The organism is Mumia quercus, assembly GCF_025506335.1.
Lineage (GTDB): Bacteria > Actinomycetota > Actinomycetes > Propionibacteriales > Nocardioidaceae > Mumia > Mumia quercus.
This window is the reverse complement of record NZ_JANZYO010000002.1, coordinates 133,235-146,079: the sequence shown is the minus strand read 5'-3', so window position 1 is coordinate 146,079 and position 12,845 is coordinate 133,235. Positions and strand designations below refer to the sequence as shown.

The window sequence follows — 12,845 nt, the reverse complement described above, 5'->3', positions numbered from 1 at the left end:
ACGAGACGGAGGCCGGTGTGGTGGACCAAGCAAGGACAGTCGACCCGCCGGCTTCCGTGTCTGCGGAGGACAGGCCCCGACGGGTGCTGCTGAAGCTCTCGGGAGAGGCTTTCGGCGGCGGAAGCCTCGGGGTCGACCCGGACGTCGTCAACATGATCGCCCGGCAGATCTCCGAGGGAGTGGCCGCCGGCGTCGAGATCGCCATCGTCATCGGCGGCGGCAACTTCTTCCGCGGCGCCGAGCTCCAGCAGCGCGGGATGGACCGGGCCCGCGCCGACTACATGGGGATGCTCGGCATCGTCATGAACTGCCTCGCGCTCCAGGACTTCCTGGAGAAGCAGGGCATCGACACCCGCGTCCAGACCGCCATCACGATGGGGCAGGTCGCCGAGCCGTACATCCCGCGGCGCGCGATCCGTCACCTCGAGAAGGGCCGTGTCGTCATCTTCGGTGCGGGTGCGGGGATGCCGTACTTCTCCACCGACACCGTCTCGGCGCAGCGTGCGCTCGAGGTGAAGGCCGACGAGGTCCTGATGGGCAAGAACGGCGTCGACGGTGTCTACACCGCCGACCCGCACCAAGACTCCAGCGCGACCAAGATCGACTCCATCTCGTACGGCGAGGCCCTCCAGCGCGGACTGCGGGTCGCCGACGCGACGGCCTTCGCCCTGCTGATGGAGAACAAGCTGCCGATGCGCGTCTTCGGGATCGAGGGAGAGGGCAACATCTCCCAGGTCCTGCGAGGTGAGAAGATCGGCACGCTGGTCTACGCAGACTGATCGACCAGAGACCTCAGACGAAGGAGCAGGCCAGTGATTGACGAGACCCTGCGCGACGCCGACACCAAGATGGACAAGGCTGTCGAGCACGCGCGCGAGGAGTTCGCCGCGATCCGCACCGGACGCGCGCACCCCGCGATGTTCGCGAAGATCACGGCCGACTACTACGGCACGCCCACGCCCATCCAGCAGCTCGCCGGGTTCCAGATCCCCGAGCCGCGCGTCGTCATCATCAGCCCGTACGACATGGGGGCGAAGGCCGCGATCGAGAAGTCGATCCGTGACTCCGACCTCGGCGTCAACCCGACCGACGACGGCAAGGTCCTCCGTCTGGTGCTCCCGCAGCTGACCGAAGAGCGCCGCAAGGAGTACATCAAGCTCGCCAAGTCCAAGGCGGAGGAGGGCCGCGTCGCGGTCCGCAACATCCGCCGCTCCGCCAAGCAGGCGATGGACAAGGCCGAGAAGGACGGTGAGATCGGCCAGGACGACGTCACTGCCGCAGAGAAGCGCCTCGACGGCCTCACCAAGAAGCACGTCGACCACATCGACGAGCTCCTGAAGAACAAGGAGCAGGAGCTGCTCGAAGTCTGATGAGCACTCCGGACGTCCCCGCAGCGCCACGGCAGCGCGGCGGGCGCAACCTGCCTGCCGCGATCGGGGTCGGCGTCGGCCTCGGGGCCGCCGTCGTCCTGTCGCTCTTCTTCGTGAAGGCGCTGTTCGTGGTCGTCGTGCTGGCCGCGGGCGCCGTGGCGATCTGGGAGCTCGCCGGCGCGCTGCGCAAGGCCGGCATCACCGTCCCGCTGCCGCCGCTGATGGCGGGCGGGCTCGCGACCCTCGGGGCCGCGTACGCCGGGGGCACTGAGGCGATCGCGATCGGCACGGCGTTGACCGTGCTCGGCATCTTCGTCTACCGGATGCCGGACGGCGCCGACGGCTTCGTCAGGGACGCCTCGGCAGCCGTCTTCATCTTCGGGTACGTCCCGGTGCTCGGGTCGTTCGTCGTGCTCATGGCGGCCGAGGACGACGGCGCCTGGCGCATCGTCACGTTCATCCTCATCACGATCGCCTCGGACATCTTCGGCTACGCCGCCGGCTACAAGCTCGGCAAGCACCCGATGGCGCCGACGATCAGCCCGAAGAAGTCGTGGGAGGGTTTCGGCGGTTCCGTCCTCGGCTGCGTCCTCGCCGGCGTGCTCTGCGTGGTGTTCGCGCTCGACGGTCGTTGGTGGGTCGGTGTGATCCTCGGTCTCGCCGCGGTCGCGATGGCGACGCTCGGCGACCTCTCCGAGTCGATGATCAAGCGCGACGTCGGCATCAAGGACATGAGCGACCTTCTCCCGGGCCACGGCGGTCTCATGGACCGGCTCGACTCGCTCCTCGCGGTCGCCCCCGTCTGCTGGCTGGTCCTGCACTTCCTCGTCCCCGTCTCCTGATCACGCTGCGGGAGCGCGGGGACGCGCGCGGTTGGATCGGGATGGGAGAATGGCTGCGACATGTCTGACGTGAATCCGAACCCGCTCCCGCTCGTCTTCGAGCAGCCCAAGGGGCGGGGCAAGCCGCCGCGGCACCTCGCCGACCTCGACCTCGATGCCCGCAAGGAGGCGGTCGAGGCCCTCGGGCTCCCTGGGTACCGCGCCAAGCAGCTGTCGACGCACTACTTCACCCGCCTGGTCTCCGACCCGGCCGAGATGACCGACCTTCCAGCGGGCATCCGCGAGCAGCTCGTCGAGGGCATGCTCCCGACGCTGATCAGCCCCGTACGCACGCTCGAGGCCGACCGCGGCACCACCCGCAAGACGCTGTGGCGCCTCTTCGACGGCGCGCTCGTCGAGTCGGTCCTCATGCGCTATCCCGACCGCGCGACCATCTGCGTCTCGAGCCAGGCCGGCTGCGGCATGGCGTGTCCCTTCTGCGCCACCGGCCAGGGCGGCCTGCAGCGCAACATGTCGACGGGCGAGATCATCGAGCAGGTCGTCGACGGCGCCCGGGCGATGGCGCGCGGCGAGATCCCCGGTGGCCCCGGACGGCTCTCCAACGTCGTGTTCATGGGCATGGGCGAGCCGATGGCCAACTACAAGGCCGTGATCGGCGCCGTCCGCCGGATGGTCGACGACGGCCCGGCGGGCCTCGGCATGTCGGCGCGCAACATCACCGTGAGCACGGTCGGTCTGGTCCCTCGCATCAAGCAGCTCACGACCGAGGGCATCCCGGTCACGCTGGCCCTCTCGCTGCACGCCCCCGACGACGAGCTGCGCGACGAGCTGGTGCCGATCAACACCCGCTTCAAGGTCGCCGAGGCCGTCGAGGCCGCGTGGGAGTACGCCCGGGTGACCAAGCGCCGCGTCTCGATCGAGTACGCGCTCATCAAGGACATCAACGACCAGGCGTGGCGTGCGGACATGCTCGGCGACCTCCTCCGCTCGTACGGGGACTGGGGCTGGGTCCACGTGAACCTCATCCCGCTCAACCCGACGCCCGGCTCGATCTGGACCGCCTCGCGGCCCGAGGACGAACGCGAGTTCGTCCGTCGGCTCGAGGCGAAGGGCATCCCGACGACCGTCCGCGACACGCGCGGCCAGGAGATCGACGGCGCGTGCGGCCAGCTCGCGGCGGCCGATGCCTGACCACCCAGGGGTGGCGCCTCCCGCGACGCTCCTCGCCACCGACCTCGACGGCACCCTGCTGCGCTCCGACGGGACGCTGTCGACCCGCACCCGCGAGGCGATCGCGGCGGCGGAGGAGTCGGGAGTCCCGACCGTCTTCGTCACCGCCCGTCCTCCCCGCTGGCTCGACGACCTGGCCGACGCCGTCGGTGACGCGACGGGCGGAGTCGCCCTGAGCGCGAACGGCGCGTTCGTCTACCACGTCGCCAGCCGGACGGTGACGGAGGTCGGCACGCTCGCCCCCGACGCCTTGCGCGAGCTCGGGGAGGTGCTGCGCAGGGCGGTCCCCGGGATCGCGTTCGCCGTCGAGCGCGCTGACGGCATGCGCCGCGAGGAACGCTTCGCGTACGTGCGGGAGCGCCCGGCGGGTGACGACGTCGACGACTGGGAAGCGATCGCCTCCCGCCCGGCGGGCAAGCTGCTCGCGAAGCTCGACGGCAGCGACCCCGAGGTGTTCCACCAGCGGGTCGCCGAGGCGTTGGCGGGGCGCGCCGAGCTGGGCTTCTCCGGCGCGATCGGCCTCGCCGAGATCACCGCCCGCGGCGTCACCAAGGCGTCGGGGCTGGCTGCCTGGACGACGCAGCACGGGTACGCGCGCGACGAGGTGTGGGCGGTCGGCGACATGCCCAACGACCTGCCGATGCTGCGGTGGGCCGGGCGCGCCTTCGCCGTCGCCAACGCCCACCACGAGGTCCTCGCGAGCGTCCACGAGGTGGTGGCGACGAACGACGAGGACGGGGTGGCTGCCATCCTGGACCGCATCAGCCGCGACCGGGGACGCGAGGCGCGACGTGCGCCCGTCCCCGCCGAGCACGAGGAGCTTCCGTGATCGAGGTGACCCGTACGGGTGACGTCACCCAGATCGAGCTGCGTCGGCCCGAGCGCCGCAACGCGCTCGACCTCGACACCTGCGTCGAGGTACGCGAGGCGGTGCGGGCCGCCAGCGGCGACGGCACCCGCGCGGTGGTCGTCACCGGACAGGGCAGCAGCTTCTGCGCCGGCGCCGACCTCACCGGCGTGTACGGCGACGCGTTCATCGAGGGGCTGTACGGGATGCTGACGGCGCTCACCGAGGTGGACCTGCCCGTGATCGCTGCGGTCAACGGGCCGGCGATCGGTGCCGGCACCCAGCTCGCGCTCGCGTGCGACCTGCGCGTCGCGGCGCCGACGGCGAAGTTCGCCGTCCCGACCGCCCGCAACGGCATGGCCGTCGACACCTGGACCATCCGTACGCTCGCGGCGGTCGCGGGGGCAGGGACCGCCAAGGCGCTCATGATCGGCGCCGACACGCTCGACGCCGAGACGGCGTACGCGCGCGGGCTGGCCGACCGTCTCGGCGACCTCGAGGTCGCGAACGAGTGGGCGCAGGAGATCGCGTCGTTCGCGCCGCTGACCCTCGCGTACAACAAGCTCGTCCTCAACTCCGTCCCCGGACACCCCGAGGCGGACGCGCGCATCCGCGAGGGCTGGGAGGCGTGCTGGACGAGCGACGACGTACGCGAGGCCGCCGCGGCGCGTGCCGAGAAGCGGGCTCCGGTGTTCCGAGGGCGATGATGACCGCGGTCCTGGTCTTCGACGGAGACTGCGCGTTCTGCTCGAGCAGCGCGCGGTGGCTGCAGCGGTGGGCTCCGTCTCGTCGCGCGCACGTGGTCGCCTGGCAGCACGCCGATCTCGACGCTCTCCGGCTCACGGCCGCGCAGTGCGCGGAGGCGGTGCAGTGGGTCGACGACGCGCGGCAGGCTGCCGGTCCCGTGGCGATCGCCGCGTACCTGCGGACGGCCCGTCGCCCGTGGCCGCTCGCCGGCGCGCTCCTGGGACTGCGCCCGGTGACGGCGCTCGCCTGGCCCGTCTACCGCTGGATCGCCGCGCACCGGCACCAGCTTCCCGGCGGCACGCCACAGTGTGCCCTGCCGTCCGCGCCCCCGACGACCGGAGACCCCCGATGACCGATCCGACCTGGTTCTCCCGTCCTGCCGAGGGCAGCACGGGCATGCTCAACGCCGTGTACGACGCGCTCGACCGGCAGGTCGTCCTCGGTCGTGCCGACGAGCCCGCGCTCGACCTCGGTGACGAGGTGCTGTCCTACGCCGTGCTGCTGGAGCGGGCGGCAGCTTTCGGCGGTCTGCTGCGCGCGCTCGGCGTACGCCGTGACGACCCGGTCGCGGTGACCGCTCCGGTGTCGGCCGAGACGGCGGTCGCGGTGCTGGCCGCGGCGCGGATCGGTGCCGTGCCGTGGGTGGGGATCGACCCCGTGACGATGGCGTCTGCCAGCGCTGCACCGCTGGTGGTGGCCGAGGGGGCGCAGATGGAGACGGTCGCGCCCGCGGTCGACGCCCTCGACCCCGCACGTCCGCGCGCCGTCGTGGTCGTACGGCCGGAGCCGTGGTCGCTGCTCGAGACGCGCGACGTGGCGTGGGCCCCGGCGCTGAAGGCAGGGGGTACGGACCCGGCCGAGATCGTGCCGGTCGCGCCGGACGCCGCGTTCGTCGTGGCCGAGGACGGGACGCACGACCACCGGGAGCTCGCGTCGCCGGTGGACCTCGCCGCGACGCTGACGGCGGGGGAGTCCTGGGGTGGCGACAAGGTGCGCCGGCTGGTCAGCGCTCTGCGGGCCGGTCCGGGGACGGCTGCTCGAGGGTGACCGTCGGCGGTGAGGCGTGGTCGGTGGCGGGTCTCGAGACGAGCGCGACCACGAGGATCACCATCCAGACGAGCACGAACGGGATCACGGTCACGTTCTTGAGGGCGAGCTCCCAGGACGTGTAGGTCGTCTGGTGCGCCTCCGCCACGAGGCGGCTCCCGATCAGGTCGAGACCGACCTTGAACACGAGCGTCATCAGCACCAGGTATGCGGTGCTGGCGAGAACGATCCCGAGGGTTCCCGCCGAGGTCGTGGGCGGGTCCGGGCGGTCTCGCAGCACGGCTCGGACGACCCAGACCGCGAACGCGATCCGGACGGCCATCGTGATGAGCTCCCCGCTGATCCCGGTGAGCAGCGGCACGTCGTACCGGCTGACGGACACGAACCTCTGGACGGACGCAAGGGCGCCGAACGCGAAGACGATCGGGTAGTGCCTGACGAAGAAGCGTGCGGCCTCCGCCAGGAGCGAGGTCGCGGCAGCAAATGATTCAGTCATCCAAATAGTTTAGATGCCTAAAGGAAAATGGCAAGGCACCATAGGGGAGTGACTTCCCAGACTTCGGGTGGCCGCGACGTCGCGGGCGTGCTCCTCGGTGCCGAGCTCAGCGATGCCGTCGTCAGCTTTCACGAGGCGGTAGGGGCCCTGCTCGGCCTTTCTGCCGCCGACCACAAGGCGCTCGGGATCGTCCGACGGGACGGCCCGATGTCGGCTGGCCTGCTGGCTGAGCGCACCGCTCTGACCGCAGGGGCGGTGACCGGTCTCGTCGACCGGCTCGAGGCGGCCGGACTCGTACGCCGATCCCGCGACCCGCAGGACCGACGACGCCTGGTCATCGAGGCGACCGCGGGCCCTTCGGAGGAGGTCGCGGCCGCGTTCGACGCCCTGCAGCGCGCGATGGCGGGGGTGACGGCGGAGTTCAGCGATGCCGAGCTGGCAGTCGTCGAGCGGTGGGTGCGCGCGACGACCCAGGTCCTGCGCGACCAGGCGGCCGCGCTCGCCGCGCGACCGTGATCTCGCTCGCGTCTACTGCACGCCCCAGGCGTAGGTCTGCTTACGGAGCCGAAGATAGACGAACGTCTCGGTGTTTGTGACCGCCGGGATCGCGCGCACCTTGCTCGTGATCACCTCGAGGAGGTCGTCGTCGCTCTCGCACACGATCTCGGCGAGGACGTCGAACCGGCCCGTGGTGATCACCAGGTAGTCGAGCTCGGGGATGGCCGCCAGGGCGTCGGTGACGGCGAAGACGTCGCCGTCCACGCAGATCCCGACCATCGCCTGACGTGCGAAGCCGAGCTCGAGAGGATCGGTGACGGCGACGATCTGGATGATCCCGGCGTCGGTGAGCTTCTGGACCCTCTGTCGTACGGCCGCCTCGGACAGGCCGACCGCCTTGCCGATCGCGGCGTACGAGCGACGCCCGTCGATCTGCAGCTCGGCGATGATCCGCTTCGACACCTCGTCGAGGATCGCCCCGTTGCTCGTCCTGCGCTCCGTCATGCGCTCATCCTGCCCGAGCGACGGGTCCCGAGGCGCGGCAACCCGCACATATGTTGCGGATTTCGGGCACGTGCGCACTGTCACGCGGTGATTTCGTTGCGGCACGGTAAACAAGTTGCGGAATCGCTTGTCTGAAGACCGCCAGCCGTGTGAGGATTCCCGCCAGGCCGATCGGCAGACGGCGCCATGGCCGGCGCGTGAGAGGGAGTGGGTAGCCAGTGGTGAGACAGGTAAGTCGCCGGACCCTCCTGCGGGGCGCGGGAGGTGCGGCGTTCGTGGCCGGCAGCGCGGCGGTGCTCCCGTTCTTCGGGACCCCCGACCGACGCCAGGACCCTGCGGACTGCGCGGCGACCGACCGCAGCAACGACGGACGCCTGATCGTCTCGAACTGGCCGGAGTACATCGATCAGCCCGACGACGGCTACGTCACGACGATCGACCAGTTCCAGAAGGAGTACGGGATCTCCGTCTCCTACACGGCCGACGTCAACGACAACAACGAGTTCTTCGCGAAGGTCGTCAACCAGCTCGGCGCCTGCGAGCCCGTCAACCGCGACATGTTCATGCTCACCGACTGGGCGGCGGCGCGGATGATCCAGATGGGCTGGATCCAGCCGATGGACCCCGCCAAGGTCCCGAACCTCCACAATAACCTCATCTCGTCGCTGCGCGACCTCGCCTGGGACCCCGACCGCGGGTACTCCGCGCCGTGGCAGGCCGGCCTGACCGGCATCGCGTACAACAAGTCCAAGGTCGGCGAGGTCCGCTCGTACGCCGAGCTCCTCACGCGCGCCGACCTCAAGGGCCGCGTCACGATGCTCACCGAGATGCGCGACACGATGGGCTTCATGCTGCTGAAGAACGGCGCCGACCCCGCCGACTTCACCTCTGAGCAGTGGGGCGTCGCCCTCGAGGACCTGCGGCGGGCCGCCAACGACGGCCAGATCCGCGCGTTCACCGGCAACGAGTACGTCCAGGACCTCGCCGCCGGCAACATCGTGGCGTGCGAGGCCTGGTCGGGTGACGTGCTGGCGGCCGGCGACCCCAACATCGAGTTCGTGGTCCCCGAGGAGGGGCTCATGATCTGGGCCGACAACATGCTGATCCCCAACCAGGCGGCGCACGTGGCGAACGCCGAGAAGTGGGTCGACTACTACTACCGCCCGGACGTCGCGGCGAAGCTCGCGGCGTACGTCAACTACATCTGCCCCGTCGTGGGTGCCCAGGCCGAGATGGAGAAGATCGACCCCGAGCTGGCCGCGGACCCGCTGATCTTCCCCGACGACGAGACCCTCGCCAAGACCCACTCGTTCATGGCCCTCGAGGAGTTCCAGATGCGCGAGTACGAAGGAGACTTTGCCGATGTCACTGGTGGCTGACGACCACGAGACCGCCCAGGGACGGTCGGGCTCTGGCCGCGACCTCCGCCTGACGGCGGTCACCAAGTCGTACGGAACGTTCACGGCGGTGAAGTCGCTGGACCTCGTCGTCCCCGAGGGGTCGTTCTTCGCGCTGCTCGGTCCGTCGGGCTGCGGCAAGACGACCACGCTGCGGATGGTCGCCGGCCTCGACGTCCCGACCTCGGGCACGATCGCCCTCGGCGACCGCGAGATCACGTACGACAAGCCGTACAAGCGGCCCGTCAACACGGTCTTCCAGAACTACGCCCTCTTCCCGCACCTCAGCATCGCCGAGAACGTCGCGTTCGGTCTCAAGCGCCGCGGCGTGAAGGACACGAAGGCCAAGGTCGCGGAGATGCTCGAGCTCGTGGAGCTCGGCGAGCAGGGCGCCAAGAAGCCGTTCCAGCTCTCCGGTGGTCAGCAGCAGCGCGTCGCGCTCGCCCGTGCCCTCATCAACAACCCTGAGGTGCTCCTCCTCGACGAGCCGCTCGGTGCGCTCGACCTCAAGCTGCGCCGCGGGATGCAGATCGAGCTCAAGCGCATCCAGACCGAGGTCGGGCTGACCTTCGTCCACGTGACCCACGACCAGGAGGAGGCCATGACCATGGCCGACACGGTCGCGGTCATGAACGCGGGCGTGATCGAGCAGATGGGCGCGCCGGAGGCGCTGTACGACAACCCGGAGTCGACCTTCGTCGCCAACTTCCTCGGCCAGTCCAACCTGCTCGCGGGTGACATCCTCGGCCCCGACGGCGACGTCGTGAAGGTGTCGATCCAGGGCACCACCGTCTCGATCCCGAGCGACCGGTCCCACGCCGACGGCACCCGCGGCTGGGTGGGCATCCGTCCCGAGAAGGTCATGATCGCCGAGGTGGGAGGCGAGATCGACGCCCCCGGCAACCGTTTCGAGGGTGGCGTGGTCTCCGACGTGAGCTTCGTCGGCGTCAGCACCCAGTACCTCGTCCGGATGCCCTGGGGCCAGGAGCTGATGGTGTTCGAGCAGAACACCGGCCGGCGTCCGATCTTCGCGGTCGGCACCCCCGTCGATCTCTCGTGGCGTCCCGAGTACGCGTTCCTCCTCGACGCGAGCCAGGACGCGAGCGCGGGTGTCGAGGACGGGGACGACTGATGACCCACCAGCCCCAGGAGGCGGTCGTCGAGCCGGATGCCGTGGGCCTCGGGCCCTCGGGCACCGACCCGACGCCACCGGTGCGCGTGCGCGGCCGGGGACGGCTGACGGGCTACTGGCTGATGCTGCCCGGCGCGCTGTGGCTGGGCCTCTTCTTCCTCGTCCCGTTCTACTCGCTGATCGCGATGAGCCTGTACGACCCGGAGGGCTCGAGCCTCACCGGGTACGACATGACCTGGCACGTCGCGAACTACGTGGACGTGATCCAGGCGTACTGGCGGCCGCTGCTGCGGTCGTTCTGGTACGCCGCGCTCGCGACCGTGGCGTGCCTGGTCCTCGGGTACGTCCTGGCGTACGCGATCGTGTTCAAGGCGGGCCGCTGGAAGAACCTGATGCTCATCTTGGTGATCGCCCCGTTCTTCACCAGCTTCCTCGTGCGCACGCTGTCGTGGAAGCTGATCCTCGCCGACGACGGCTGGATCGTGAACTCGCTGCAGTTCGTCGGCATCCTCGGCGAGGAAGGCAGGCTGCTCGCGACCCCGTTCGCGGTGGTCGCGGGTCTGACGTACAACTTCCTGCCGTTCATGGTGCTGCCGCTGTTCGCGAGCCTCGACAAGATCGACTACCGCCTGATCGAGGCTGCCGGAGACCTGTACGCGTCGCCGCGCCGTGCGTTCCTGCGGGTGACGCTCCCGCTGTCGATGCCCGGCGTGGTCGCGGGGACGCTGCTGACGTTCATCCCGGCCGCCGGCGACTACATCAACTCCGAGCTCCTCGGCAGCCCCAACCAGCGCATGATCGGCAACGTCATCCAGAACCTCTTCACCAACCAGGGTGACTACGCCGCAGCCGGTGCGCTGTCCATGACGCTGATGATCGTCATCACGATCGGCGTCGTGCTCTACATCCGACGTGCAGGGACGGAGGACCTCGTATGAGCCCGCTCCACAAGCTCGGACGCTGGATCGGCGAGCACCTGATCCTCGCGCTCGGCATCCTCGTGCTGGTCTACATGTTCGTGCCGATCGGCATCGTGGCGCTGATGAGCTTCAACGACCCGGCGTCGCGCAACGTCTACCGGTTCGACGGGTTCACGCTCGACAACTGGCTGAACCCGTGCGAGCCGGCCGGGATGTGCGCGTCGGTCGTCCGCAGCGTCGAGATCGGCCTGCTGGCCACGCTCGTCGCGACGATCCTCGGGACGCTCGCAGCGTTCGCGCTGGTGCGCCACCGCTTCGTCGGGCGCGGCCCGCTGAACACGCTGATCATCCTGCCGATGGCGGCGCCCGAGATCGTCCTGGGCTCGTCGATGCTGGCGCTGTTCGTGTCGGCGGGCTTCGGCGGCAAGCTCGGGTTCTGGACGATCTTCATCGCCCACGTCACGTTCTGCCTGTCGTTCGTCATCATCACGGTGCGCGCACGGCTGTCGGGGCTCGACGACAACCTCGAGCAGGCGGCGATGGACCTCTACGCCACGGAGAACCAGACGTTCTGGCGCGTGACGTTCCCGCTCGTCTTCCCGGGCATCCTCGGCGCCGCGCTGCTGAGCTTCTCGCTGTCGTTCGACGACTTCATCATCACGAACCTCAACGCCGGGCAGACCGTGACGTTCCCGATGTACGTGTGGGGTGTCGCCCAGCGCGGTATCCCGATGCAGGTCAACGTGATCGGCACGGCGATGTTCGTCATCGCGGTGGCGATCGTGCTCGCCAATGAGGTGTCGCGGCGCCGGCAGGCGAAGATCGCCGCCTGACCCACGCCCGTACCGTCCGCGATCCTGACGCTTCCAGCGGTACCCGAGCGAAGTCGCTCTGACCCGACTGCACACACTCGGGTCGGTGCAGCTCCGCTCGGGTACGCTGGCGGCCGCACCACGTCTCGCCAGACATTGGATCCATGGTTCGGACAGGAGCGTCTGATGCATGACTTGGTCAAGTGGGGCGGCGGTGTCGGAGCCCTTGTGCTGACCATCACGGGTTGTGCGGGCTCGCCACCAGTCGCGGATTCGACAGCCGTCCGGCCAGCCGTTGATGAGGCTGTCTTGACCGGCGCGGGATTCAGGAGCTTCGACTATCAGCCCGTGGCCAGTCCGCGCGAGCTGTCAGCGGCTTGCGAGGTCGTCGTAGCCGGTCGAGTGGCGTCCTGGGCGGCGGGGGTTGACGCGTACGACGACGAAGACCATCAAGCGTTCGCCATCCTCGCGGTCGACGTGGACGACGCGATCGCGGGGGAGAGTGCTGTCCACGACGGTCGGGTCTTCGTGCGCGTCATCCGAGGATATGAGGTCGTCGAGGACAAGATCCCGGTCAAGCCCGCAGATGCTCCAGCGACGGTGACGTCGATCGCTGATCTCGAGAAGGCTGCGCCGGTGGGCACCCGCGTGGCGATCACCGGGAACGTCGTCGACCGGCTTCCCCATGGTGACGACCCCGCATGGACGCAGGAGAATGCCGACGCTGGCCTGCCGAAGGGCGCTGCCGTCATCCAACCTTCCCTGCAGGGGCTCCTCCTCGAGGACGCCGATGGCCAGCTTGTCAGCGGGATCGTCGACGACGATCCCACGACCTGGGGCGCAGCCTGGACGCCGACAGTCGAGCGCACCGGGAAGCAAAGGACCACGCCGTACGGATGGCTGGTCGCCGAGCTCGGTGAAGGCGCAGCCTCCTAGCCCGCGCCACGGCCGCACGGCGCGGGGAACGAGAAACCGCCGCCCGCGGGGTACGGCGGACGGCGGC

At 69.6% G+C, this 12,845-nt stretch carries 16 protein-coding genes; 14 read left to right on the top strand and 2 right to left on the bottom strand.

From position 1 onward, the window contains the following. The first annotated feature begins 17 nt into the window (after positions 1-17). The 8 genes from pyrH to NYZ95_RS04050 are packed head-to-tail and all read left to right on the top strand — an operon-like array spanning position 18 to position 6,083. Entirely contained in the window at positions 18-779 is a 762-nt protein-coding gene (gene pyrH / locus NYZ95_RS04085; protein ID WP_372500449.1) for a UMP kinase, read from the top strand. Positions 780-815: 36 nt separating this feature from the next. Then, positions 816-1,370 (top strand): ribosome recycling factor, encoded by a 555-nt coding sequence (frr, locus tag NYZ95_RS04080; protein ID WP_262849946.1) that lies wholly within the window; start codon positions 816-818, stop codon positions 1,368-1,370. Further along, entirely contained in the window at positions 1,370-2,212 is an 843-nt protein-coding gene (locus NYZ95_RS04075; RefSeq protein WP_262848962.1) for a phosphatidate cytidylyltransferase, read from the top strand. Before frr ends, NYZ95_RS04075 begins: the two co-directional genes overlap by 1 nt. 60 nt (positions 2,213-2,272) lie before the next feature. Beyond that, positions 2,273-3,403 (top strand): dual-specificity RNA methyltransferase RlmN, encoded by a 1,131-nt coding sequence (gene rlmN / locus NYZ95_RS04070; RefSeq protein WP_262848960.1) that lies wholly within the window; start codon positions 2,273-2,275, stop codon positions 3,401-3,403. Next, complete coding sequence (locus NYZ95_RS04065; RefSeq protein ID WP_262848958.1) at positions 3,396-4,271, top strand: HAD family hydrolase; 876 nt, start codon at positions 3,396-3,398, stop codon at positions 4,269-4,271. Before rlmN ends, NYZ95_RS04065 begins: the two co-directional genes overlap by 8 nt. Continuing rightward, positions 4,268-4,996 (top strand): enoyl-CoA hydratase, encoded by a 729-nt coding sequence (locus NYZ95_RS04060; protein WP_262848956.1) that lies wholly within the window; start codon positions 4,268-4,270, stop codon positions 4,994-4,996. The genes NYZ95_RS04065 and NYZ95_RS04060 overlap by 4 nt, the downstream gene beginning before the upstream one ends. Then, positions 4,996-5,388, top strand: a complete 393-nt coding sequence (locus NYZ95_RS04055; RefSeq protein ID WP_262848954.1) for a thiol-disulfide oxidoreductase DCC family protein — start codon at positions 4,996-4,998, stop codon at positions 5,386-5,388. The genes NYZ95_RS04060 and NYZ95_RS04055 overlap by 1 nt, the downstream gene beginning before the upstream one ends. Next, positions 5,385-6,083 carry an AMP-binding protein gene (locus NYZ95_RS04050; RefSeq protein ID WP_262848952.1) on the top strand — a complete coding sequence of 233 codons (699 nt, stop codon included), beginning with the start codon at positions 5,385-5,387 and terminating at the stop codon, positions 6,081-6,083. Before NYZ95_RS04055 ends, NYZ95_RS04050 begins: the two co-directional genes overlap by 4 nt. Here the strand turns inward: NYZ95_RS04050 and NYZ95_RS04045 are convergent. Next, a complete protein-coding gene (locus NYZ95_RS04045) occupies positions 6,040-6,579 on the bottom strand; it encodes a hypothetical protein (protein ID WP_262848950.1) in 540 nt (179 codons plus the stop codon). The two genes, NYZ95_RS04050 and NYZ95_RS04045, sit on opposite strands and share 44 nt — an antisense overlap. Positions 6,580-6,627: 48 nt before the next feature. Between NYZ95_RS04045 and NYZ95_RS04040 the strand changes: the two genes are divergently transcribed. After that, the gene (locus NYZ95_RS04040) at positions 6,628-7,095 is read left to right on the top strand and encodes a MarR family winged helix-turn-helix transcriptional regulator (RefSeq protein WP_262848947.1); all 468 of its coding nucleotides are present in this window, start codon (positions 6,628-6,630) and stop codon (positions 7,093-7,095) included. Positions 7,096-7,107: 12 nt separating this feature from the next. Here the strand turns inward: NYZ95_RS04040 and NYZ95_RS04035 are convergent, their stop codons facing one another. Continuing rightward, positions 7,108-7,581, bottom strand: coding sequence for an Lrp/AsnC family transcriptional regulator (locus NYZ95_RS04035; RefSeq protein ID WP_262848944.1), 474 nt, complete (start codon positions 7,579-7,581; stop codon positions 7,108-7,110). Between the two features lie 275 nt (positions 7,582-7,856). Here NYZ95_RS04035 and NYZ95_RS04030 point away from each other — a divergent pair, with 275 nt between their 5' ends. From NYZ95_RS04030 to NYZ95_RS04010, 5 genes are all read left to right on the top strand, one after another. Next, positions 7,857-8,960 carry a polyamine ABC transporter substrate-binding protein gene (locus NYZ95_RS04030; RefSeq protein WP_262848942.1) on the top strand — a complete coding sequence of 368 codons (1,104 nt, stop codon included), beginning with the start codon at positions 7,857-7,859 and terminating at the stop codon, positions 8,958-8,960. Further along, on the top strand, positions 8,944-10,110 hold the full coding sequence (locus NYZ95_RS04025) for an ABC transporter ATP-binding protein (RefSeq protein WP_262848941.1): 1,167 nt from the start codon (positions 8,944-8,946) through the stop codon (positions 10,108-10,110). The genes NYZ95_RS04030 and NYZ95_RS04025 overlap by 17 nt, the downstream gene beginning before the upstream one ends. Further along, a complete protein-coding gene (locus tag NYZ95_RS04020; RefSeq protein ID WP_262848939.1) occupies positions 10,110-11,048 on the top strand; it encodes an ABC transporter permease in 939 nt (312 codons plus the stop codon). Before NYZ95_RS04025 ends, NYZ95_RS04020 begins: the two co-directional genes overlap by 1 nt. After that, positions 11,045-11,863: an ABC transporter permease gene (locus tag NYZ95_RS04015; RefSeq protein ID WP_262848937.1), complete on the top strand. Its 819-nt coding sequence runs from the start codon at positions 11,045-11,047 to the stop codon at positions 11,861-11,863. Before NYZ95_RS04020 ends, NYZ95_RS04015 begins: the two co-directional genes overlap by 4 nt. A 165-nt stretch (positions 11,864-12,028) precedes the next feature. Continuing rightward, on the top strand, positions 12,029-12,778 hold the full coding sequence (locus NYZ95_RS04010) for a hypothetical protein (RefSeq protein ID WP_262848935.1): 750 nt from the start codon (positions 12,029-12,031) through the stop codon (positions 12,776-12,778). The last annotated feature ends 67 nt before the right edge of the window (positions 12,779-12,845 follow it).